Origin of the sequence: Streptomyces sp. A5-4 (genome assembly GCF_051131715.1) — a bacterium.
Taxonomy (GTDB): Bacteria; Actinomycetota; Actinomycetes; order Streptomycetales; family Streptomycetaceae; genus Streptomyces.
Map to the genome: position 1 here is coordinate 1,950,970 of NZ_CP178591.1, position 21,064 is coordinate 1,972,033.

Annotated in this window: 21 protein-coding genes and 1 pseudogene; 13 read left to right on the forward strand and 9 right to left on the reverse strand. The window is 72.1% G+C overall.

Annotated features, from left to right (window positions below):
* Positions 1-130: 130 nt before the first annotated feature.
* Positions 131-3,121, reverse strand: a complete 2,991-nt coding sequence (locus ACLLJJ_RS08955) for a bifunctional [glutamine synthetase] adenylyltransferase/[glutamine synthetase]-adenylyl-L-tyrosine phosphorylase (RefSeq protein ID WP_434600349.1) — start codon at positions 3,119-3,121, stop codon at positions 131-133.
* Positions 3,122-3,399: 278 nt separating this feature from the next.
* Here ACLLJJ_RS08955 and ACLLJJ_RS08960 point away from each other — a divergent pair, with 278 nt between their 5' ends.
* The 3 genes from ACLLJJ_RS08960 to ACLLJJ_RS08970 all read left to right on the forward strand — a co-directional run bounded on the left by ACLLJJ_RS08960 (position 3,400) and on the right by ACLLJJ_RS08970 (position 7,233).
* Positions 3,400-5,760, forward strand: coding sequence for a PIG-L family deacetylase (locus tag ACLLJJ_RS08960; RefSeq protein ID WP_434588749.1), 2,361 nt, complete (start codon positions 3,400-3,402; stop codon positions 5,758-5,760).
* Complete coding sequence (locus tag ACLLJJ_RS08965; RefSeq protein ID WP_434588751.1) at positions 5,649-6,149, forward strand: pyridoxamine 5'-phosphate oxidase family protein; 501 nt, start codon at positions 5,649-5,651, stop codon at positions 6,147-6,149. The genes ACLLJJ_RS08960 and ACLLJJ_RS08965 overlap by 112 nt, the downstream gene beginning before the upstream one ends.
* Before the next feature lie 88 nt (positions 6,150-6,237).
* Positions 6,238-7,233, forward strand: coding sequence for an iron-containing redox enzyme family protein (locus tag ACLLJJ_RS08970; protein WP_434588753.1), 996 nt, complete (start codon positions 6,238-6,240; stop codon positions 7,231-7,233).
* Positions 7,234-7,248: 15 nt separating this feature from the next.
* Here ACLLJJ_RS08970 and ACLLJJ_RS08975 read toward each other — a convergent pair whose 3' ends face one another.
* The 3 genes from ACLLJJ_RS08975 to ACLLJJ_RS08985 form a co-directional block, all read right to left on the reverse strand.
* Positions 7,249-7,428: a CDGSH iron-sulfur domain-containing protein gene (locus tag ACLLJJ_RS08975; RefSeq protein WP_434588755.1), complete on the reverse strand. Its 180-nt coding sequence runs from the start codon at positions 7,426-7,428 to the stop codon at positions 7,249-7,251.
* Between the two features lie 73 nt (positions 7,429-7,501).
* Positions 7,502-8,161, reverse strand: a complete 660-nt coding sequence (locus ACLLJJ_RS08980; protein ID WP_434600350.1) for a HemK2/MTQ2 family protein methyltransferase — start codon at positions 8,159-8,161, stop codon at positions 7,502-7,504.
* A 329-nt stretch (positions 8,162-8,490) separates the two neighbouring features.
* Positions 8,491-9,852: a glutamine synthetase family protein gene (locus ACLLJJ_RS08985; RefSeq protein WP_434588757.1), complete on the reverse strand. Its 1,362-nt coding sequence runs from the start codon at positions 9,850-9,852 to the stop codon at positions 8,491-8,493.
* Between the two features lie 370 nt (positions 9,853-10,222).
* Between ACLLJJ_RS08985 and ACLLJJ_RS08990 the strand changes: the two genes are divergently transcribed.
* From ACLLJJ_RS08990 to ACLLJJ_RS09000, 3 genes are all read left to right on the forward strand, one after another.
* Positions 10,223-10,579 carry a MerR family transcriptional regulator gene (locus tag ACLLJJ_RS08990; RefSeq protein ID WP_434588759.1) on the forward strand — a complete coding sequence of 119 codons (357 nt, stop codon included), beginning with the start codon at positions 10,223-10,225 and terminating at the stop codon, positions 10,577-10,579.
* A 276-nt stretch (positions 10,580-10,855) separates the two neighbouring features.
* Positions 10,856-11,059, forward strand: a complete 204-nt coding sequence (locus ACLLJJ_RS08995) for a cold-shock protein (protein ID WP_028811307.1) — start codon at positions 10,856-10,858, stop codon at positions 11,057-11,059.
* A 311-nt stretch (positions 11,060-11,370) separates the two neighbouring features.
* On the forward strand, positions 11,371-12,888 hold the full coding sequence (locus ACLLJJ_RS09000) for a DEAD/DEAH box helicase (protein ID WP_434588762.1): 1,518 nt from the start codon (positions 11,371-11,373) through the stop codon (positions 12,886-12,888).
* 45 nt (positions 12,889-12,933) lie between these two features.
* Here the strand turns inward: ACLLJJ_RS09000 and ACLLJJ_RS09005 are convergent, their stop codons facing one another.
* Both ACLLJJ_RS09005 and ACLLJJ_RS09010 read right to left on the reverse strand, forming a co-directional pair.
* Positions 12,934-13,440, reverse strand: coding sequence for a DUF6328 family protein (locus ACLLJJ_RS09005; protein ID WP_434588764.1), 507 nt, complete (start codon positions 13,438-13,440; stop codon positions 12,934-12,936).
* A gap of 57 nt (positions 13,441-13,497) precedes the next feature.
* On the reverse strand, positions 13,498-13,869 hold the full coding sequence (locus tag ACLLJJ_RS09010) for a hypothetical protein (RefSeq protein WP_434588766.1): 372 nt from the start codon (positions 13,867-13,869) through the stop codon (positions 13,498-13,500).
* Positions 13,870-14,087: 218 nt separating this feature from the next.
* On the opposite strand from ACLLJJ_RS09010, the gene ACLLJJ_RS09015 reads away from it, so the two are divergent.
* The 4 genes from ACLLJJ_RS09015 (at position 14,088) to ACLLJJ_RS09030 (ending at position 16,437) form a co-directional block, all read left to right on the forward strand.
* The gene (locus ACLLJJ_RS09015; RefSeq protein ID WP_434588768.1) at positions 14,088-14,477 is read left to right on the forward strand and encodes a VOC family protein; all 390 of its coding nucleotides are present in this window, start codon (positions 14,088-14,090) and stop codon (positions 14,475-14,477) included.
* Between the two features lie 254 nt (positions 14,478-14,731).
* Complete coding sequence (locus ACLLJJ_RS09020; RefSeq protein WP_434588770.1) at positions 14,732-15,055, forward strand: hypothetical protein; 324 nt, start codon at positions 14,732-14,734, stop codon at positions 15,053-15,055.
* 63 nt (positions 15,056-15,118) lie between these two features.
* Complete coding sequence (locus ACLLJJ_RS09025; RefSeq protein ID WP_434588772.1) at positions 15,119-15,769, forward strand: DUF3105 domain-containing protein; 651 nt, start codon at positions 15,119-15,121, stop codon at positions 15,767-15,769.
* Positions 15,769-16,437, forward strand: a complete 669-nt coding sequence (locus tag ACLLJJ_RS09030; RefSeq protein WP_434588774.1) for a DUF305 domain-containing protein — start codon at positions 15,769-15,771, stop codon at positions 16,435-16,437. Before ACLLJJ_RS09025 ends, ACLLJJ_RS09030 begins: the two co-directional genes overlap by 1 nt.
* A 44-nt stretch (positions 16,438-16,481) precedes the next feature.
* Here ACLLJJ_RS09030 and ACLLJJ_RS09035 read toward each other — a convergent pair whose 3' ends face one another.
* The 3 genes from ACLLJJ_RS09035 to ACLLJJ_RS09045 are packed head-to-tail and all read right to left on the reverse strand — an operon-like array spanning position 16,482 to position 18,483.
* Complete coding sequence (locus ACLLJJ_RS09035) at positions 16,482-16,958, reverse strand: DUF5990 family protein (protein ID WP_434588776.1); 477 nt, start codon at positions 16,956-16,958, stop codon at positions 16,482-16,484.
* A complete protein-coding gene (locus tag ACLLJJ_RS09040; RefSeq protein ID WP_434588778.1) occupies positions 16,955-17,809 on the reverse strand; it encodes an alpha/beta fold hydrolase in 855 nt (284 codons plus the stop codon). The genes ACLLJJ_RS09035 and ACLLJJ_RS09040 overlap by 4 nt, the downstream gene beginning before the upstream one ends.
* Complete coding sequence (locus tag ACLLJJ_RS09045; protein WP_434588780.1) at positions 17,806-18,483, reverse strand: DUF998 domain-containing protein; 678 nt, start codon at positions 18,481-18,483, stop codon at positions 17,806-17,808. The genes ACLLJJ_RS09040 and ACLLJJ_RS09045 overlap by 4 nt, the downstream gene beginning before the upstream one ends.
* A gap of 117 nt (positions 18,484-18,600) precedes the next feature.
* Between ACLLJJ_RS09045 and ACLLJJ_RS09050 the strand changes: the two genes are divergently transcribed.
* The 3 genes and pseudogenes from ACLLJJ_RS09050 (at position 18,601) to ACLLJJ_RS09060 (ending at position 21,030) form a co-directional block, all read left to right on the forward strand.
* Positions 18,601-18,735, forward strand: a complete 135-nt coding sequence (locus ACLLJJ_RS09050) for a hypothetical protein (protein ID WP_434600687.1) — start codon at positions 18,601-18,603, stop codon at positions 18,733-18,735.
* 40 nt (positions 18,736-18,775) lie between these two features.
* A pseudogene (locus ACLLJJ_RS09055) lies at positions 18,776-19,126 on the forward strand (multicopper oxidase domain-containing protein); the annotation flags it as partial.
* 149 nt (positions 19,127-19,275) lie between these two features.
* Positions 19,276-21,030 carry an NAD+ synthase gene (locus ACLLJJ_RS09060; protein ID WP_434588782.1) on the forward strand — a complete coding sequence of 585 codons (1,755 nt, stop codon included), beginning with the start codon at positions 19,276-19,278 and terminating at the stop codon, positions 21,028-21,030.
* Positions 21,031-21,064 lie beyond the last annotated feature (34 nt).

Sequence of the window (21,064 nt, forward strand, 5' to 3'; positions counted from 1 at the left end):
ACCTCCGGGCAGACCCCCGGGCGGCCGGATCTCTCCCGGCCGGCCGGCGCGTGGGGCCTGCGTGGCGTTCGGGAAGCGGGATCCGGCGCGGTGGCCCGTCCGGGCCCGCGGGCCCACCTTCGCCGCACCCCTACGCCGCCCCGTAGAACAGCTCCTCCATCACACCCCGGGCCCTGCGCGTCGTACGCCGGTAATCGTCCAGCATGTCCCCGACGTGACCGGACTCGTACCCCAAGTACCGCCCCATCGCGCCCAGTTCCTTGCCGTCCGAGGGGAAGGTGTCGCCGGCCCGGCCGCGCACCAGCATCACCGCGTTGCGCACCCGCGTCGCCAGCACCCACGCCTCGTCGAGCACCGAGGCGTCCTCCGTCGAGATGAGCTCCGCCGCGTGCGCGGCGGCCAGCGCGTCACGGGTGCGGGTCGTGCGCAGGCCGGGCTCGGCCCACCCGTGCCGCATCTGGATCAGCTGCACGGTCCACTCCACGTCGGACAGGCCTCCCCGGCCCAGCTTCGCGTGCAGCGTCGGGTCGGCGCCGCGCGGCATGCGCTCCGACTCCATCCGGGCCTTGAGCCGCCGGATCTCGCGCACCGCGTCCTCGCCGAGGCCCTCCGCCGGGTACCGCAACGGGTCGACGAGGTCGATGAAGCGGGCAGCGAGGTCCGCGTCGCCCGCCATCGGCTCGGCGCGCAGCAGCGCCTGGCTCTCCCAGACCAGCGACCAGCGCCGGTAGTACGCCTCGTACGACTTCAGGGTCCGCACCATGGGCCCGCTCTTGCCCTCCGGGCGCAGATCCGCGTCGATCATCAACGGCGGGTCCGAGGTCGGCAGTTGGAGCAGCCGGCGCATCTCGGCGACGACCGTGTTGGCGGCCCGTGCCGCCTCCTGCTCGTCGGCGCCCTCGCGCGGCTCGTGGACGAACAGGACGTCCGCGTCGGAGCCGTAACCCAGCTCGTGACCGCCGAACCGTCCCATCCCGATGACCGCGAACCTCGTCGGCAGGGTGTCCCCCCACTGCTCGCGCACCGCGGCCCGCAGCGCGCCGGCCAGCGTCGCGGCGTTCAGGTCGGTCAGCGCGTTGCCGACCCGGTCGACGAGCGCGCCGGGGTCGGACTCCGCGGGGCTCTCCTCCGTGCCGTACGAGCCGATGAGGTCCCCCGCGGCCGTACGGAACAGCTCGCGGCGCCGCACCCCGCGCGCCGCTGCGACCGCGGCCTGCGCGCCGTCCGCCCGGCCGACCGCGGCCAGCACCTCCTGCTCCAAGTGGGCCCGGCCGCGCGGCTTGAGCCCCTCCGGGTCGCCGAGCAGGGCCACCGCCTCCGGGGCGCGCAGCAGCAGGTCGGGGGCGAGCCGCCCGGCGGACAGCACCCGCGCCAGGTTCTCCGCGGCGGCGCCCTCGTCCCGCAACAGCCGCAGATACCAAGGGGTCTTGCCCAGCGCGTCGGAGACCTTGCGAAAGCCCAGCAGCCCGGCGTCCGGGTCGGCGGAGTCCGCGAACCAGCCGAGCAGCACCGGCAGCAGGGTCCGCTGGATGGCGGCCTTGCGGGTCACGCCCGACGACAGGGCCTCCAGGTGGCGCAGGGCGCCCACCGGGTCGGCGTACCCCAGCGCTCCGAGCCGCTGCCCGGCCGCCTTGGGGCTGAGCCGGATCTCGCCCGGGGCGAGCTGCGCGACGGCGTCGAGCAGCGGCCGGTAGAAGATCTTCTCGTGCAGCCGCCGCACCACCGACGCGTGCTGCTTCCACGCCCGGTTCAGCTGTGCGACGGGCTCCACGCGCAGCCCCAACGACCGTCCGAGGCGCCGCAGATCGGACTCTTCCTCGGGGACGAGGTGGGTGCGCCGCAGCCGGTAGAGCTGGATGCGGTGCTCCATCGAGCGAAGGAAGCGGTACGCCTCGTCGAGCTGCGCGGCGTCCGCCCGCCCCACATAGCCGCCCGCCGCGAGGGCGCCGAGCGCCTCCAGCGTCGATCCGCTGTGCAGGCTGGCGTCGCTGCGCCCGTGCACCAGTTGCAGCAGCTGCACGGCGAACTCGACGTCGCGCAGGCCGCCGGGCCCCAGCTTGAGCTCGCGCTCGACCTGGGCGACGGGGATGTTGTCGACGACCCGGCGGCGCATCTTCTGCACGTCGGGCACGAAGTGCTCCCGCTCGGCGGCCTGCCACACCAGCGGTGACACGGCCGCCATGTACTCCTCGCCGAGCCGCGGGTCGCCGGCCACCGGGCGGGCCTTGAGCAGCGCCTGGAACTCCCAGGTCTTGGCCCAGCGCTGGTAGTAGGCGAGGTGGCTGGAGAGGGTCCGGACCAACGGTCCGTTGCGCCCCTCGGGTCGCAGGTTGGCGTCGACCGGCCAGATCGTGCCCTCCTCGTTCGTCTCCGAGCAGATCCGCATCAGGTGGGAGGCGAGCCGGGCCGCCGCGCGTACGGCCTTGTCCTCGTCGGCGCCGTCCGCCGCCTCGCCCACGAAGATCACGTCGACGTCGGAGACGTAATTCAGCTCGTGGCCCCCGCACTTGCCCATCGCGATGATCGCGAGCCGGCAACTGGCGGCGTCGTCGGGCGCGGCCGTGCGCGCGATGGTGAGCGCCGCCCGCAGCGTGGCGGTCGCCAGGTCGGCCAGTTCGGCGGCGGCCTGGGCGACGTCGGTCGTGCCGCACACGTCGCGGGCGGCGATGGCCAGCAGGCAGCGGCGGTACGCGACCCGCAGCTTCACCGGGTCGTCGGCCTCCGCGAGGCCACGCTCGAAGTCGGCCACCCCAGGGTGCAGGTCCGCCGCCTCGTAGGTGACGAGCGCGTGCCAGTCGCGCGGATGGCGCGCCAGATGGTCGCCGAGGGCCTCGGAGGCGCCGAGCACGCCGAGCAGCCGGTCCCGCAGCGGTTTGGCGGTGACCAGCGTGTCGAGGAGGACGTGCCGTTCCTCCGGGTCCTGCGCCTCCACCAGGCGCAGCAGACCGAGCAGCGCCAGATCGGGGTCGGCGGTCGCGCCGAGCGCGTCCAGGAGCACCGGATCGGTGCGTACCCCGGACAGCTCCGGGGCATCGAGATGCCGCTCGGCGGTGGAGGGGTGGGTGAATCCGTGCCGCAGCAGCCGCGTGAAGGTGCTGCTCCTGCGCCCGGGAACCGCCATGCCTGCCTCCCGTACGACCGCCGGACTGTCCGCCCGTCCGATCAAGGTCCGGTTCATGAGCCTAGCCGCATGACCCCGGGGACGGCCCGCCCCGGGCCCGTCCGCAGGTCGGACGCCCGCGGGCGCAGTGACATGTGCGACATCATCTGTTTTCTCCGGCGATGAACGTGATACACCGTTCCGTCGTCTTCACTGCTGCTCAACCGGCTGCGCGAGGATCCGCGCCGTCCTGGGCGCCCCCCCACATATCGCCGCCGCACACCGAAAGCACCGTTCCTATGTCGCCCAAGGCCCGTCACTCCGCCCCGTTGTCCCGCCGTGGTCTGCTCAGCGTGCTGCTGGCCGCCCTGCTGGTGGCGGTGGCGGGCATCCAGTTGGCCGTTCCGTCCGGTTCCACCGCCGCCACCGTCGAGCCGGTCCGTACCGACGGCGAGTCCGTGGTGCAGATCGTCTCCCACCCTGACGACGACCTGTTCTTCATGAACCCCGACCTCAGCCAGTCGCTGCGCTCCGGCCACAGCCTGGCCTCGGTGTATCTGACCGCGGGCGAGGCGGACGGCGTCAACGCGCCCCGGGGACGCAAGTACAAGGGCATCCCGCTGCCCGCCGCCGACAAGGCGCGGTACGCGGAGGCCCGGCAGAACGGCATCCGGGCCGCGTACGCGGAGATGGCCACCGGCGACCGCACCAGCGACTGGCAGCGCTCCGCGATCCGCACCGAAGGCGGCGGCTGGGCCGAACTCGACACCCTCAAGGCACGCCCCGAGGTCAACCTGGTCTGGCTGCAGCTGCACGAGGCGGGCAGCAGCACCGCGAACCGGCCGCACAGCCTGCACGGGCTCTGGGGCGGGCGGGTGCGGCGGCTGGCCTCGGAGCTGTCGTCCGGGACCCCGGTCGCCGAGAACTACACGTACTCCAAGGACCAGGTCGAGCGGACCATCACCGGGGTGCTGAAGCGCTTCGAACCGACCTTCGTACGGATGCTGGACCCGACGAACGGCCGGGTACCCAATCCGCACCTGTTCCCCGACCACCAGGACCACATGTACGGCGCCCGGTTCGCGCAGCGGGCGCTCGCCCGGTACGGCGAGGTCGCGGGACACCCGCACTTCACCGTCCAGAACTACCTGGGTTACCTCAACGGCAGGCTGCCGCACGTCCTTGACCCGGCGGCGCTGCGCGACAAGCTGCGCACCCTCAAGACGTACGCGTGGAGCGAGTACCCCAGCAACTACTGCGACGCGGAGGCGGGCTGCGGCGACCGCAAGGTCGCGGCGCGGCCCGCGGGCCACGGCTGGGCTCCCGGCATCCGCTACTCCCGCAACTCAAGCACCTCCTGGCTGCAGAGCGGGGCGGGCGGCGAACTGTGGGCGTTCTCGGTGCTCGACACCCGGGTCGCCGTGTGGCACCGGCCGCCCGGCGCCAAGGGCAGGTGGAGCGGGCCGAAGCTGCTGCCCGGCGCCGGGATGGACGGCGGGGTCGTCTCCGAGAAGCTCCCCGACGGCCGCGTCGCCCTCTTCACCACCCGTACGTCCTTCGGCGGCCCGGCGGGCTACCGCAGGGACGTCGTGACCGCCGCGCAGAGCACGCCCGGCGCGGCGTTCGGGCCCTGGCGCTCGCTCGGGATGCCGAGGCCGCCCGGCGCGGCCCGATCCATGGACATCAGCGAGCCGGCGGTGGCCGTGGACCGCGCGGGCCGCGCGACGGTCTACCTCCGCGACGGCGGCCACGCGCTGAGCGCCCGTGCGCAGCGCGCGGACGGCAGCTGGGCACCGTGGCGGGCCCTCGGCGGCCGGACGGTGTACGGCGACCCCGTCGTCGCCACCGACCGTGCGGGCCGCCAGTACGTCTTCGCGCACACCCTCACGTCGTCCCTCGCCTGGACCCAGGGCGCGCCCGGCGCCCCGCTGCGCGGCCCGGTCGCGACCGGGCTGCCCGCCAGCACGCTGCCGATGACGGCGAAGGCGGACGGTGACGGAGTACGGCTGTACTTCCGCAAGCCCGGTTCGGGGGCCGTCCTCGCGGCCCACTTCACCGGCGGGGCCACCCCGTACACGGCCACCGTCACGGACCTGGGCGGCCGAGCCGGATTCGGCCCGGTGAGCGCGACCGGCACGGACGGCCCCGGCGCGGGCAGCAAGGGCATGCGCGGCACGGGCGCGACGGCCACCGGCACGCTGCTGGCGGCGCGCGACGGCTCGGGCCACCTCGGCACGGCCGTACTGTCCGGGGCCGCGGCGGGCCGGCCCCGGTGGCAGCGGGGCGACTTCCTGTTCGCGGGCGCGCCCGCCGCCACCACCGATGTGTCGGGGGCGAGCTGCGTCGCGGCGGTGGGCCTGGACGGGCGTCTCTACTGGAGCAGCCGGGGCGCGGGCGACCGCAAGGCCACCGCCTGGCAGCCGGTGGGCCCGGCGCCGGTCGCGGCCCAGGCGGGCACGGGCCCCCCGCTGACTTCCGATGACTTTCGCTCCCGACGGCGGTCTGCCCTCCCGAAAGGGAATACGGACCGTGAACGAGAGGACCTGTCATGCCCGCGAACGAAGCCACACTGGACACCCGCTACAGCGACAAGAACGCCACCGCGGCCTCCTGGCCGGCGGCGGTCGAACAGCTTGAGCAGGCGGAGATCTTCTGGCTGACGACCGTACGTCCGCAGGGCCGCCCGCACGTCACACCGCTGCTGGGCGTGTGGCTGGACGACGCGCTGCACTTCTGCACCGGCCCGGCGGAACGCAAGGCGAAGAACCTCACGGCGAACCCCCAGGTCGTCCTGACCACCGGGTCCAACGCCCTGAACGAGGGCTTCGACCTGGTGGTCGAGGGCGAGGCGGTCCAGGAGACCGACGAGCCCCGGCTGCGCCGCCTGGCCGAGGCGTACGAGCAGAAGTACGGCCGGGTCTGGCACTTCGACGTACGCGACGGGGCCTTCCACGGCGACGGCGGCCGAGCCCTGGTGTTCCGGGTGGAGCCCAGCAAGGTCCTCGGCTTCGGCAGGGGCGTCTACAGCCAGAACCGCTGGACCTTCTGACCGGCGACCGCGAGGACATGGCGACGGGGTTGATTCCCGTGACCAGCGGGAACCCGTGTGCCATGTCCTCTGATCAGACGTACGTGTCATGAGCGCCCAGGTGAGCAAACTGCCACCGGACCGCGGGCCGCTGTCCGCCAAGGTCGTCGAGGCACTCGGCCGCACCCCGGACGCGGCGCACGAGCTGCCGGACGACGAGGCGGTGGCATACGCCGAGCCCTACGGCGACGACCTCCAGCTCGCCCTGTACCTCTGCTACGAGCTGCACTACCGGGGCTTCACCGGGGTCGACGACGCCTGGGAGTGGAATCCGCGGCTGCTGGGGCTGCGCGCCGCGCTGGAGCGGCGGTTCCTCGACGCGCTGCGCTCCGACGTCACTCCCGCCGACAGCGTGGCGGCGGCACTTGATGAGTTGCTGCTCGAACCGGTGGACGGCGAGGGCGTCTCGTACTTCCTGCGCGACGAGGGCGAGCTGCGCCACCTGCGCGAATACGCCGCCCACCGTTCGCTCTACCACCTCAAGGAGGCCGACCCGCACGTCTGGGTGATCCCCCGGCTGACCGGGCGCGCCAAGGCGGGGATGGCCGCGGTGGAGTACGACGAGTTCGGCGCGGGGCGGGCGGAGAGGGTGCACTCGGGGCTGTTCGCCGCCCTGCTGGAGGACCTGGGCCTCGACGCCGCCTACGGCCGCTATCTGGTGGCCGGGTCGCGGCAGATGCTGGCCGTCGTCAACCTGATGTCGCTCTTCGGCCTGCACCGGGCGCACCGGGGCGCGCTCGTCGGCCACTTCGCGCATGTCGAGGTCACTTCCTCGCCCGGCTCGCGCCGCCTGGCGGCGGCGATGGAAGGCCTGGGGGCGGGCCCGGCCGCGGTGCACTTCTACGCGGAGCACGTGGCGGCCGACGCCGTCCATGAGCAGGTCGTACGGCGTGATGTGGTGGCGGGGCTGCTGGCGGACGAGCCAGAGCTGGCGCCGGACGTGGCCTTCGGGATCGCGGCCACCGACTGGCTGGAGGACCGGCTGGGCGAACAGCTGCTCGGCGCCTGGCGGGCCGGGGAGAGCTCGCTGCGCGTCCCCCTCTGACCCCCTGCGGCCCCGCTACCCGGTCGGCGGCTTGCGGCGCCCGCGGTGGCTGGTGTCGCACCACGGGAAGATGCGGCTGCGACGGCAGGTGCACAACGCGACCACGGGCCGGTCCGACCGGACGGTGGCACCGTCCTCGGTGACGACCTCGACGGGCCCCTCGATCAGCATGGGCCCGCCCGGTTCCTGGGTCACCCGCCGGGCGTCCCCGCCGCCACCCGGGGGGACGTCATGGCCGCCCGTGGGGGCCTCCTGCCCCGCGGGTACATCATGGCCGCTGTGCACGGAACACCACCAGCTCCTCCTTGTCCTGTCCCGGCACGATCAGCCCCCGGGACTCCAGCCAGCCGGCCCGCCCGCGCATGACGGGCCCGAACGGCACGAAGCACCGGTCGGTCACCTGCACCTCAAGCCCCCGCGCCGTGAGCTGCCGCACGGTCGGTGCGGTGCCGCACAGCGCCGAGTGCACCAACAGGAAAACGCCCCCCGGGCCCAGCAGGCCCGGGACCCGCGCGCACAGCCGGTCCACCACCGCCCTCCCGTCCCCGCTGGCGTCCCACGCCCGCGCGGGCCCCCGGAGCGGCAGGCGGAGGTCGGGCGAGGGTACGTAGGGCGGATTGGCCAGTACGAGATCGAAGCGGCGTCCTCGGACCGGCTCCAGGAGGTCGCCACGGTGCACGCGCACGGTCCGGCCGTACCCGGCCAGCCGGGCGTTCAGCCGGGCCGTGAGGACCGCGCGCAGCGACACGTCGACCGCGGTGACCCGGGCGGCGCCGTGCCGGGCGGCGGCCACGGCCAGCGCCCCCGAGCCGGTACCGACGTCCAGGACGTCGGAGCCACCGAGCGCCGGTTCCCTGCGGAGGGCCGACACCAGCACGGAGGTGTCGTCCTGCGGCGCGTAGACACCCGGAAGCGCGAAGATCCGCACGGTCACCGGTTGCCCGACCCCTCGGTGCGTGCCGCGCGGCCGGTCGCCTGCGTGGGGGGAAGACGCTCTGGTTTCGGCATGCCGTTCCGGTGCCCCGATCGACTCGATGAAAGCCTGCTCACACACGATCTTCGCGCGATGCTCGGCTGACGGCAGAGGCGAAAGGGGCGGCCCGCGGGGCCGACGACGTCGAATGCGAGGCGGGGGCGGGGGCGGAACCGCCGAGAAATGGTCGTGGGGCTGCGGCCCCCGGGGCGGACAGGTGGCCGGCCACGAGGGGCGGCGCCCGGTTCGCCCGGACGTGGAACGAGACGCCGCCCCGGGACCGCCTACAGCACGGGCAGATTCTTCCGCAGCTCGAAGGCGGTGACCTCGGAGCGGTACTCCTCCCACTCCTGCTTCTTGTTGCGCAGGAAGAAGTCGAAGACGTGCTCGCCCAGCGTCTCGGCGACCAGCTCGCTGCGCTCCATGAGCGTGATGGCCTCGCCGAGGTTCTGCGGCAGCGGCTCGATGCCCATCGCGCGGCGCTCGGCGTCGGACAGCGCCCATACGTCGTCGTCGGCGCCAGGCGGCAGCTCGTAGCCCTCCTCGATGCCCTTGAGGCCGGCGGCCAGGAGCACCGCGTACGTCAGGTAGGGGTTCGCGCCGGAGTCGATGGAGCGGACCTCGACGCGGGCCGAGCCGGTCTTGCCCGGCTTGTACATCGGGACGCGGATCAGCGCGGAGCGGTTGTTGTGGCCCCAGCAGATGTACGAGGGGGCCTCGCCGCCTGCGCCGGCGGTGCGTCCCCCGCCGCCCCAGATGCGCTTGTAGGAGTTGACCCACTGGTTGGTGACGGCCGAGATCTCCGCGGCGTGCTTGAGCAGACCCGCGATGAAGGACCGGCCGACCTTGGAGAGCTGATACTCCGAGCCCGACTCGTAGAAGGCGTTGCGGTCGCCCTCGAAGAGGGAGAGGTGGGTGTGCATGCCGGAGCCGGGGAATTCGCTGAACGGCTTCGGCATGAAGGTGGCCTGCACACCCTGCTCCAGCGCGACCTGCTTCATGACGAGGCGGAACGTCATGATGTTGTCGGCGGTGGAGAGCGCGTCGGCGTACCGCAGGTCGATCTCCTGCTGCCCGGGGGCGCCCTCGTGGTGGCTGAACTCGACGGAGATCCCCATGGATTCGAGCATGGTGATCGCCTGGCGGCGGAAGTCCATGCCGACGTTCTGCGGGGTGTGGTCGAAATAGCCGGAGTTGTCGGCGGGCGTGGGCCGGGTGCCGTCCAGGGGCTTGTTCTTCAGCAGGAAGAACTCGATCTCGGGGTGGGTGTAGAAGGTGAAACCCAGGTCCGAGGTCTTGGCGAGGATCCGCTTGAGCACATAGCGGGGATCGGCGAAGGACGGCGAGCCGTCGGGCATCAGGATGTCGCAGAACATTCGCGCCGTGCCGGGGGCCTCGGCCCGCCAGGGCAGGATCTGGAAGGTGGCCGGATCAGGCTTGGCGATCATGTCGGACTCGTAGACGCGGGCGAAGCCCTCGATCGCCGAGCCGTCGAAGCCGATGCCCTCGTCGAAGGCCTGCTCCAGCTCCGCCGGGGCCACCGCGACCGACTTCAGAAAGCCGAGCACGTCGGTGAACCACAGGCGCACGAACCGGATGTCGCGCTCCTCAAGCGTACGGAGCACGAATTCCTGCTGCTTATCCATTTCCACCCATCCTTGCTGGTCAAGCGCCTGCTCCCACGCCGCGGGCACGTCGGGGTCTCTGAGCATCCCACCACACGGTTTCCAACACGTTGCGGGTCCCCGGCCGAACAACCCGTGTCCACCGGGTGTCCCGCTTCCCGCCCATAGTGCCTGCTGGCGGGTGCCGTGCGTAACGCCCGGTCGAGGGCCCTTCCTCCGGTACGCCGACCCGATTCCGCGGAGGCGCCGCCTCCCGGCCGCCGGGGGCGGCGTGTCCCGGGCCGGGCCGGGGCGCCGGGACAGGAAATCTGTCACGGCGGGAGCAGACATGCCACACTTGGAGGGACCCGCTCCACGCGTACCGGAAAGCGTGTTTCAGAAGATGGTGCAAGTGACCGCAGAGATCCACCGCGACACCCGGAACCCCGGGGCAGACCGGTTCGACGACGACGACTACCCCGCCTACACCATGGGCCGGGCGGCCGAGATGATCGGCACGACCCCCGCCTTCCTGCGGGCCATCGGCGAGGCACGCCTGATCGCCCCGCTGCGCTCCGAGGGCGGCCACCGCCGATACTCCCGCTATCAGCTGCGCATCGCCGCCCGCGCCCGCGAACTGGTCGACCAGGGCACTCCGATCGACGCCGCCTGCCGGATCGTCATTCTCGAAGACCAGCTGGAAGAGGCCCTGAAGATCAACGACGGGCTGCGCGGGCATGGCGAGGAGCCGGCGAATCGCCATATCTAGTGCCGCAGCTACAGAATTTAAAGAGGCGGGCGTGGAGGGTTTAGGGCGCCACGACAGAGTGACATAGCCCTCCCCACCCGTCCGCCCACACCGTGCTACTGTTGATCTCAGTTGCAGTTGTGGTTCCCAAAAACTTCAAGTGCTCCCGCAGCCTCCTGCTGCTGGGTGCACTTTCGTATTTCCGGTGCTTTTTCCGGACGGGGCAATCATCGCGGCAACGCGACGCGAGGTCCACACAGGGTGGTCCTCCAGCACAGCTCCAAAAGGAGAAAAAAAATGGCTTCTGGCACCGTGAAGTGGTTCAACGCAGAAAAGGGCTTCGGCTTCATCGAGCAGGAGGGTGGCGGCGCTGACGTCTTCGCCCACTACTCCAACATCGCCACGCAGGGCTTCCGTGAGCTTCAGGAAGGCCAGAAGGTGACCTTCGACGTCACGCAGGGCCAGAAGGGCCCGCAGGCCGAGAACATCGTTCCCGCCTGACGCTGACGCGTACACGAGTGGGGCCCGCACCTGAGGGTGCGGGCCCCGACTCGTTGCTCCGGATCGTTGCCCCCAATCGATCGCCGTATTCCGCGATCGAGCATGAGCGGTCGGCCACGATTCACGCCGACCCCATTCCCTCCGCTTTCCATGAGCGGATCCCAGCCACTTCGAAGCGTCTGATCCAAGGTATTCACCTTTCAGCACGGACTTCATTTCGGCTTTTTTATCTCGGCTCGTTCTTGCGGTTCCTTGCGGCACAATCTGCTGCCCGGAATTCCTCGATACGTGCCCATCGAGGAAGGTTCAGCATGAACCGCACAGCACGCTCCAACGACCGTTTCGCTCGCCCCCGTTCCGGCGGTCACGCCGGTGCCGCCGGTGGCGGTCGCAGTGGTGGCAGCAGCACCGAGCGTTTCCGCTCGCAGGCTCCCACCCGCTCTTCCGGCGGACGCCCGCCGGCCCGCCGCCAGTCCGTCGCTCCGCAGGGCGAGTTCGCCCTGCCGGTCAGCACGACTCCGGCGCTTCCGGCCGTCGAGGCCTTCGCCGACCTGGACATGCCCGCGGCGCTGCTCGCCGCGTTGACCACCCAGGGCGTCACCGTTCCGTTCCCGATCCAGGCCGCCACGCTGCCGAACGCGCTCACCGGACGCGACGTCCTGGGCCGCGGCCGCACCGGCTCCGGCAAGACCCTCGCCTTCGGCCTGGCCCTGCTGGCCAGGACCGCCGGTCAGCGCGCCGAGCCGCGTCAGCCGCTGGCCCTGATCCTGGTCCCGACCCGCGAGCTGGCCCAGCAGGTCACCGACGCGCTCACCCCCTACGCCCGCGCCGTCCGGCTTCGCCTGGCCACGGTTGTCGGCGGTATGTCCATCGGCCGCCAGGCCGGTGCGCTGCGCGGCGGGGCCGAGGTCGTCGTCGCGACGCCGGGCCGCCTCAAGGACCTGATCGAGCGCCGTGACTGCAGCCTGGACCAGGTGAAGATCACGGTCCTCGACGAGGCCGACCAGATGACGGACATGGGCTTCATGCCGCAGGTCACCGAGCTGCTTCAGCAGGTCGCGCCCGGCGGCCAGACGATGCTGTTCTCGGCCACCCTGGACCGTAACGTCGACCGGCTCGTCCGGAACTACCTGGAGGACCCGGTCGTCCACTCGGTCGACCCCTCCAAGGGCGCCGTCACGACGATGGAGCACCACCTCCTGCACGTCCACCCCGCCGACAAGCAGGCCACGACCACCGAGATCGCGGCCCGCGACGGCAAGGTGATCATGTTCCTGGACACCAAGCACGCGGTGGACCGGCTGACCCGCGACCTGCTGCACAGCGGTGTCCGGGCGGCGGCGCTGCACGGCGGCAAGTCGCAGCCGCAGCGCACCCGGACCCTCGACCAGTTCAAGAGCGGTCACGTCACCGTGCTGGTGGCGACCAATGTGGCGGCCCGCGGCATCCACGTCGACAACCTCGACCTGGTCGTCAACGTGGACCCGCCCACCGACCACAAGGACTACCTGCACCGCGGCGGCCGTACCGCCCGCGCCGGTGAGTCCGGCAGCGTCGTCACGCTGGTGCAGCCCAACCAGCGCCGCGAGATGACCCGCCTGATGATGGCCGCCGGGATCACCCCGCACACCGCCCAGGTCCGCTCCGGCGACGCCGAGCTCGCCCGGATCACCGGTGCGCAGGCCCCCTCCGGTGTCCCCGTGGTCATCTCGTCGCCCGTCTCGGAGCGCCCGAAGCGCAGTGCCGCTTCGCAGCGTGGCCGCCGCAGCGCGCCGGCGCAGTCGCGCCGCACCGCGTACGGCACCGGCACCCGTGGCGGCGCCGCGTAACAACGCGTGCAGGGCTCGACCTGTACGGCCAAGGACTGACTCCGGTCAGTCCTTGGCCGTACTCGCGTAACGGGCCCAGGTGGGCAGCACGAACCAGCACAGGACGAACCACAGCACCAGGCCGCCGACCAGCCACAGCGCGAAGGTGTTGTGCAGCGCCACGCGCAGTATGAGCAGCAACGACGAGGCCATCGTGCAGAGCAGCAGGAACAGGGCGCAGACGGTGAGCCGGGAGGCCCAGACCACCGCCTCCTCCTTCATCCGCCGCCCGGTGACCAGCCGGTGGAACGACACCGGGCCGACGAGTGCGCCCATCGTGGTCGCGCCCAGGACGACAGTGACGACGTAGATGTTCCGGTCGACGTCCGACAGCTCGGTGAAACGCGGCTGGAAGACGACGGTGAGCAGGAACCCGAAGAGGATCTGCACACCGGTCTGCGCGACCCGCAGTTCCTGGAGGAGTTCGCCCCACCGGCGGTCCGCGCGCTCCTCGGGCGATTCGTCGCGTCCTTGTCTCGCACCCTGAAGGTCCTGAGTCTTGTCGGCCGGCATGGCAGAGCTCCCTCTCCGTACACCCGGCTTCCCCTACGCCCGGTGCCTGTTACAGAGCTACTGCCCGCTTTCCAGGCGCAGTTGCAGCTCCTTCTCCTGATCTCCTGACGCGGTGCCCTCCTCCTGCACGGTGAACGCGGCGTCGAGCTGCTCGCGCAGCCGGTCCACCGCCTCGTAGCCGCCCTGGACGGTGGCCGGGACGGGGCCCGCGAGGCGCGTCGGCGCGGCCTGCTGCCGTACGTCGGCCACGTCGAAGGTCGCGCTCCACACCGTGGGGCGGGCGCCGGGCTGCTCCGCGGGTACGTCGTCGGAGGCACGGTCGGACTCGAAGGAGGTACGCAGCGCTCCGAACACGGTGTGCGCGTCCTCCTTGGAGCATCCGGTGAGCTCCACCAGGACCTGGGTCTCGGGCTGTTCTGTGCTGTTCACCGTGGTTCTTTCCTCTCTTCGGTGCTCTGCTGCGGCCGGCGGCACTCCCAGCCTGGCCCGGTGCGCCCGCTCGCGCGACCGCTGACGGGCCCTGGCACCGGCGGTTTCCGCACGGGTACCCGCGCCCACCGGGGCGATGCGTCCGTGTGCCGGGGCAACCCCGGGGTAGGGAGATCTCCGTCGGCCTGCCGGGCCCGCCCTCGGAGAGTGGAGAACACATGACGGTCGCGAAGAGCGCCTTCCTGGTCCTGGACTGCGCGGAGCCCGCGGAACTGGCGGAGTTCTACGCCGCTCTGCTGGGCGCGGAGGTCCGGCTCGGTGTCGACTCGGACTTCGTGGAGGTCGTCGGGCACGACGGCGTCCATCTGGCGATGCGCAGGGACCACGGTTACGCGCCGCCCAGCTGGCCCCGCCCCGAGAACTCCCAGCAGGCCCATTTGCGCGTCCTGGTGGAGCGCGGCGACATGGACGAGGCGGAGCGCGAGGCGGTGGGCCTCGGCGCGATGCCCGTGGAGACCAAGCACAGCCCGGGCCGGCAGGACGAGCGGGTGTACTCCGACCCGGCCGGACACTCCTTCACGCTGGCCCTGAAGCCCACGCTCCGGTGATCCAACGGGCTGTTCCCGTGAGGACGCCCGCCCGCCGCGCCGGCTCCCACGGGCTCGCGCGGGACGGGCCGCAGGGCCGCCGCGTATCCGGTTCGCGCCAGGAACAACGGATTGGCGACCTGCCGGATCTCTCCCGTCCCGCGGTCGGCAGGCAACCCGTATGACGTAGGAAAGGCACGCGCCCACTACGATCTCGGGCCATGGAGGGACTGCGGCGATTCCGCACTGGGCGCATCACGCGCACCACGGGTCCCATGGCGCTACTGAGCGTCGTGGCGACGCTCCTTTGCGCGCTCTTCGTCTGTCTGGGCGCCGCCGAGTCCCGTGAGCAGCACGCCGCCGTCACGGTCGCCGTTCAGGCCCCCGGCGCCCAGGCGTACACCTGCCCGTACGACTCCCAGCACTGCGGCGTCTTCGCGCATCTCTCCCCCGCCGTGCTCACCGCTCCGCCGCCGGCCACCCCGGTGGCCGCCGAGCCGCCGCACCGGGCGCCGCCGCTCGTCGCGAACCCGGTCCGCGACTCCGGGTCGTTGGCGCGCGCGCCCGGCCGGCATGTCCTTCAGGTGATGCGGACGTAGCGGGCCCGCCCGCAGCCGGGTTTCTCCCATCCTCCGCCCCTTTCCCCAGAAGGACACAACACGATGGCTAGCAACAAGGGCTCCAACGCGTCACGCAAGGCCCGAATAGAGGAGATGCGGCGCACCGAGCAGTCGCGCGAGCGCCGCAACCGGCTGATCGCGGTCGTCACCAGCGCGGTGGTCGTCGCGGGCCTGGTCGGCTTCGGGTCGTACCTCTTCATGAAGGAGTCCGACAAGAAGGAAGAGCGGGTGGCGCAGTCCAAGGCGCCCGTGACGGGCGAGAAGTCCTGGGACGCGAAAAAGCTGGGCCGCAACCACGTCACCAAGGAAGTCTCGTACCCGATGACGCCGCCGGTCGGCGGTGACCACAACCAGGTGTGGATGAACTGCGACAGGAACGTCTACAAGGAAGAGATTCCCAAGGTCAACGCGGTGCACTCGCTGGAGCACGGCGCGGTGTGGGTGACGTACAACGACAAGGCGTCGGACGCCGACGTCAAGAAGCTCACCGAGAAGGTCGGCAAGACGTCGTACTCGCTGATGAGCCCGGTCAAGGAACAGGCCGGCGCCCTGATGCTCAGCGCGTGGGGCAAGCAGCTGACCGTGGACAGCGCGTCGGACAAGCGGGTCGAGCAGTTCTTCACCAAGTACGTGCAGGGACCGCAGACGCCCGAGCCCGGCGCGGCCTGCACGGGCGGGATGGGCACGCCGTGATGACCCGCACCTACTGGGCGGCCGTCACGGCCGTCGTCCTGGCGCTGCTGTTCGCGGCGGGGGCCGTCACGGTCGCCGTCGGGAACGGGAACGACGATGCCGCGTCCCGTATGCCCGCCGTCGAGTCCGCGGACGCCGGGTTCGCCCGGGACATGTCGGTGCACCATCAGCAGGCGGTGGAGATGTCGTTCATCGTGCGCGACCGCACGAAGGACGAGGAGGTGCGCAGGCTGGCGTACGACATCGCCAACACCCAGGCGAACCAGCGGGGCATGATGCTCGGCTGGCTGGACCTCTGGGAACTACCGAAGGTCTCGTCGGACGAGCCGATGTCCTGGATGGCATCGAGTGGATCCGGCGGCTCCGCCCACGGCCATGGCGGGCACGGCACGCACGAGACGCGGGACGGGTCGCTGATGCCGGGCATGGCGACCAGGACCGAGCTGGCGAAGCTCGGCAAGGCGGACGGCAAGCAGGCGGAGATCCTCTACCTCCAGCTGATGACCGACCACCACAGGGGCGGGGTCACGATGGCGCAGGGCTGCGCCGACCGCTGCGAGGTCGATGCGGAGCGGTCGCTCGCCCAGGGCATGGTCGATGCCCAGCGGTCCGAGATCGGCCTGATGGCGGACCTGTTGAAGGCCCGGGGCGCGGCCCCGCGTCCCTGACGGGCCGGCTCGCACCCGGCGGGTGAGGCTCGCCGCCGCTGCCGTCATCCGTCCGTCCCGGCGCTCCAAGCGATCCGGGGCGGGCGGACGGCGGCGCAGAGCGGCAGCCCGCGGTCGTCGGTGAGCCCGAGGCGCCCCTCAACAACGCCGCTCGCGGCGATCAGCGCGGTGGGCAGGTCCGCGAGGAGGAGCTTGATCCGGCGGAACATCGTGAACTCTCCGCCCGGCGGCTGCTCGCCCCAGGTGAGGTAGACGAAGCGGGCCCCCGGCCGCCCCTGGACGTACGGTCCGCGGAAGTCGGCGTCCGGGGACCCCCGCGGATCGGTGAGGACCTCGACGGGGATCTCGAAGACGGCCCGCGCCTCGTCGGCCGACACCACCTGGTCCGGCTCCCGGCCGCGCTGGGTACCGACCCGGACGTGCCGGAACTCGCCGCAGGTCGCGCCGGGGAGGTCGCTGCCGATGATCCGCAGCGTGATCAACCGGCTCACCCGGGTGGCCGGCGCCCCGCGCCCACTCATGAATCCCCTCCCACGGCGCGGGCCACCGCGTCCGGGCGGTCCAGCATCATCAGGTGCCCCGAGGGCCCGACCGCTTCGAAGCGGGCACCGAGCACGTCCGCCAGGTCCCGCTGACGCTCCAGCCGGCGTCGGGTGAAGGGCCCGTCCCTGCCGTCGTGCGCCGCGAGGACCGCGGCCGGGACGCCGTCGGGCAGCGGGAAGCGGTCGCGCAGCGCGAGGAGCTCGGCGGCGACCGCGCGGTAGTGCGTGTTCTCCAGGAGTGCGCCGCGCAGGACGCGCGAGGTGCGGTAGCAGCGGCGCACCAGGGCGTCGGCGGCCGGGTCGGGCGCCAGGCCCGTGCGCGACGCGCGAACGGCCGCGTGGCGCACCGGTGGGCCGAGCGCCGCCGGTGCGCCGACCGCGGCGAGGGCCGCGCCCAGGGCGCGGGCGGCGGCGGTGCGCAGCGCGGGGGCCGGGGGTGTGCGCGCGTGCTCCTCGACGCTGGAGTCGAGGAGCACGAGGGAGGCCGTACGGGTGGGGTGGAGGCGGGCGAACGCCTCCACGTGGAAGCCGGCGATGGAGTGACCGACGACGGTGGTGGGCCCCGGCAGGGACAGCGCGTCGAGGATCGCGGCGATGCGGTGCGCCTCGCCCGCCGCGGTGGGCGCCGTGGCGGCCGGGCCGCTGAGGCCGTGGCCGGGCCGGTCGAAGCGCACCACCGTGCGCGAGGGCGCGAGCAGCGGCACGACGGGGTCCCAGTCGAACCAGCTCATCGCGAGCCCCGCGCTGAGCACACACACGGGCCCGCTGCCCTCGACGGCCACATGGTGGGGCACCCCGCCGATCCGGATGAAGCTGCGTGTCGATGTCACTCGTACAGCTTCTCGCGTGCCACTGACAACGCCAGCACCGCCAGCCAACCGGCCACCAGCAGCACTTGGAGCCGCTGCCCCGTGCCCAGCAGCAGGGTGCCGTTCCCCGCTTCGAAGAGGGCGACCGCGGTCAGCGTCCAGACGGTGGCGGCCAGCTCCGCGGTGACGAGGGCCGGGCCGACGCGGGCGAGGGCCGGCCACCGGCCGTAGCGGCGGGCCGCCACCGTGAGGGCCACGACGCCGACGATCGCACCGGTCGTCGCGAGGCTGCTGCTCCACGCGTGCGCGGCGTGGGTGGCCGGGACCAGGCCGGCGGTCTCGCGGGCCGCGCACGCCGGGTCGACGGTCGGCGCGCAGCTGAGGGGCAGCCGCGAATCGGTCGCGGTCCCCGCGCCGAAGAGGACCAGGCCCGCCCAGCCGACGGCCGACCAGGGCCTGTGCGGCCTCAGCACGACCAGGGCCGTCACGGCCCCGGCGAGGACGAGCAGTCCGGCGGCCAGGTCCGTGGCCCGGAAGAGCCCGCCGAGCGGCTGGTCGGCGGCGGCCAGTTCACTCACGTACGTGCGGACGGGGTCGAGGCCGGTCGCGAGGACGACTTCGAGGACCCACGCGGTGTACGCGACCGCGCCGAGCGCGAGGAGGACGGCTGCGGACCGCATTCCGTAAGGGGACATAGGGGGCTTATGTTACGGAGCCCGGCGGCCCGCGCGGCGATTCGGGTCCGCCGGGCGGGGATCGGCATGCCGGTCGCCCCTCGGCCCGCGCATACCGGGTGGGGGTAGGGCGCGGACATGGTGACGGCGACGAGGAGTGCGGGGTACGGGCAGCTGCTGCTGTTCGTCACGCTGCTCTTCGGGATCGTCACGATGCACACGGGCGGCCATCCTTCGGAGGACGGGCACGGCGCCGGGAGCGGTCACAGGTGACGGCGCCCATGGAAACGGCAGCCATGGCCGGGGAGCACACCCGGACCCCCGGGGCCGGAAGGGGCTCACCGGCGGAATGGCGAAGTACGACTGGGCCTTCGACAAGAAGCCCTACGCGCCGGACCAGCGCCATGAGGTGCGCGCGGGCGAACGGGTCCGGCTGGTCTTCGCCAACGCCACCACGATGTGGCACCCGCTGCATCTGCACGGCCACACCTTCGCCCTGGCCAACAGGGCGTCGGGGGCGCGCAAGGACACGGCGGTCGTCCTGCCGAACGGCACACTGACGGTGGACTTCGACGCGGACAATCCGGGGCTCTGGATGATCCACTGTCACAACGTCTACCACGCGGAGGCCGGGATGATGACGGTGCTGGGCTACCGCGCCTGACCACTTGCCGGCGAGGGCCCCGGGGGGGGGCCTTCCCCCGGGGGCCCTCACCGGTCCGCGCGGGTGCCGATACGTGCCGTGCGCGTACGTGGGGCGCCCCACACGTTTCCATCAGGACATCGCGTCGCACTGACGATTACACTGACCCCGTGCCTCAACTACGCCTCGCTCTGAATCAGATCGACTCGACCGTCGGCGACCTCACCGGCAACGCCGAGTCGATCGTGCACTGGACCCGGCATGCCGCCGAGCAGGGCGCCCACCTCGTGGCGTTCCCCGAGATGGCGCTGACCGGCTACCCCGTCGAGGACCTCGCGCTGCGGTCGTCCTTCGTCGAGGCCTCCCGCGACGCCGTGCGCGCGCTCGCGGTGCGCCTCGCGGACGAGGGCTTCGGTGAGATCCCGGTCGTCGTCGGCTATCTGGACCGCTGCGAGAAGGCCCAGCCCCGCTACGGGCAGCCCGCGGGCTCCCCGCAGGACGCCGCCGCCGTGCTGTACCGCGGCGAGGTCGCGCTGTCCTTCGCCAAGCACCATCTGCCCAACTACGGCGTCTTCGACGAGTTCCGCTACTTCGTGCCCGGCGACTCGATGCCGGTCATCCGGGTCCACGGCATCGATGTCGCCCTCGCCATCTGCGAGGACCTCTGGCAGGACGGCGGCCGGGTCCCGGCCACCCGGTCCGCCGGGGCCGGTCTGCTGCTGTCCATCAACGCCTCCCCCTACGAGGTGCACAAGAACGACAGCCGCCTCGACCTGGTGCGCAAGCGCGCCCAGGAGGCCGGCTGCACCACGGCGTACATCGCGATGATCGGCGGGCAGGACGAGCTGGTCTACGACGGCGACTCGATCGTCTGCGACCGGAACGGCGAAGTCGTCGCGCGCGCCCCGCAGTTCTCCGAGGGCAGCATGCTGCTCGACCTGGACCTGCCGGCCGCCGACCCCGACGCGCCGACGGGCATCGTCGACGACGGGCTGCACATCGACCGTGTGGTCCTGTCCGAGAACCCCCTCCCGGCGTACGAGCCCGAGCTGGCCGGCGGCTACGCCGAGCGCCTGGAGGACGACGAGGAGGTGTACACGGCGCTGGTCGTCGGCCTGCGCGCGTACGCCGCCAAGAACGGCTTCAGCTCCGTCCTGATCGGCCTGTCCGGCGGCATCGACTCGGCGCTCGTCGCCGCGATCGCCTGCGACGCGCTGGGCGCGCAGAACGTCTACGGCGTCTCGATGCCTTCGAAGTACTCCTCGGACCACTCCAAGGGCGACGCGGCCGAACTGGCCCGGCGTACCGGACTGAACTACCGGACCGTGGCGATCGAGCCGATGTTCGACGCGTACATGGGCGCGCTGGAGCTGACCGGGCTCGCCGAGGAGAACCTCCAGTCGCGGCTGCGCGGCACGACGCTGATGGCCATCTCCAACCAGGAGGGCCAGATCGTGCTCGCGCCGGGCAACAAGTCCGAGCTGGCGGTGGGGTATTCGACGCTGTACGGCGACTCCGTCGGCGCGTACGGGCCGATCAAGGACGTCTACAAGACGTGGATCTTCGCCCTCGCGAGGTGGCGCAACCAGGCCGCAGAGGAGCGGGGTCAGACCCCGCCGATCCCGGAGAACTCCATCTCCAAGCCGCCGAGCGCGGAGCTGCGGCCCGGCCAGGTCGACACGGATTCGCTGCCGGACTACGACGTGCTCGACCGGATCCTGGAGCTGTACGTCGACCGGGACCAGGGCCTGGAGCGGATCGTCGAGGAGGGCTTCGACCGGGAGCTGGTCGCGAAGATCCTGCGCATGGTGGACACGGCCGAGTACAAGCGCCGGCAGTACCCGCCGGGCACGAAGATCTCCGCGAAGGGCTTCGGCAAGGACCGGCGGCTGCCGATCACCAACCAGTGGCGCGAGTCGGTCTGACCGGGCCGCAGAAACGCTACGGCGGGGGCAGGCC

Bases quoted from the DNA above. Each gene is read 5' to 3' on its own strand.
- ACLLJJ_RS08970 (WP_434588753.1), top strand. From the start codon at position 6,238: ATGAGCGCCCAGGTGAGCAAACTGCCACCGGACCGCGGGCCGCTGTCC.
- ACLLJJ_RS08995 (WP_028811307.1), top strand. From the start codon at position 10,856: ATGGCTTCTGGCACCGTGAAGTGGTTCAACGCAGAAAAGGGCTTCGGC.
- ACLLJJ_RS09005 (WP_434588764.1), bottom strand. From the start codon at position 13,440: ATGCCGGCCGACAAGACTCAGGACCTTCAGGGTGCGAGACAAGGACGC.
- ACLLJJ_RS09025 (WP_434588772.1), top strand. From the start codon at position 15,119: ATGGCTAGCAACAAGGGCTCCAACGCGTCACGCAAGGCCCGAATAGAG.
- ACLLJJ_RS09030 (WP_434588774.1), top strand. From the start codon at position 15,769: ATGACCCGCACCTACTGGGCGGCCGTCACGGCCGTCGTCCTGGCGCTG.
- ACLLJJ_RS08960 (WP_434588749.1), top strand. From the start codon at position 3,400: ATGTCGCCCAAGGCCCGTCACTCCGCCCCGTTGTCCCGCCGTGGTCTG.
- ACLLJJ_RS09015 (WP_434588768.1), top strand. From the start codon at position 14,088: ATGACGGTCGCGAAGAGCGCCTTCCTGGTCCTGGACTGCGCGGAGCCC.
- ACLLJJ_RS08985 (WP_434588757.1), bottom strand. From the start codon at position 9,852: ATGGATAAGCAGCAGGAATTCGTGCTCCGTACGCTTGAGGAGCGCGAC.
- ACLLJJ_RS08965 (WP_434588751.1), top strand. From the start codon at position 5,649: ATGCCCGCGAACGAAGCCACACTGGACACCCGCTACAGCGACAAGAAC.
- ACLLJJ_RS08955 (WP_434600349.1), bottom strand. From the start codon at position 3,121: ATGGCGGTTCCCGGGCGCAGGAGCAGCACCTTCACGCGGCTGCTGCGG.
- ACLLJJ_RS09045 (WP_434588780.1), bottom strand. From the start codon at position 18,483: ATGTCCCCTTACGGAATGCGGTCCGCAGCCGTCCTCCTCGCGCTCGGC.
- ACLLJJ_RS09020 (WP_434588770.1), top strand. From the start codon at position 14,732: ATGGCGCTACTGAGCGTCGTGGCGACGCTCCTTTGCGCGCTCTTCGTC.
- ACLLJJ_RS09035 (WP_434588776.1), bottom strand. From the start codon at position 16,958: ATGAGTGGGCGCGGGGCGCCGGCCACCCGGGTGAGCCGGTTGATCACG.
- ACLLJJ_RS09000 (WP_434588762.1), top strand. From the start codon at position 11,371: ATGAACCGCACAGCACGCTCCAACGACCGTTTCGCTCGCCCCCGTTCC.
- ACLLJJ_RS09050 (WP_434600687.1), top strand. From the start codon at position 18,601: ATGGTGACGGCGACGAGGAGTGCGGGGTACGGGCAGCTGCTGCTGTTC.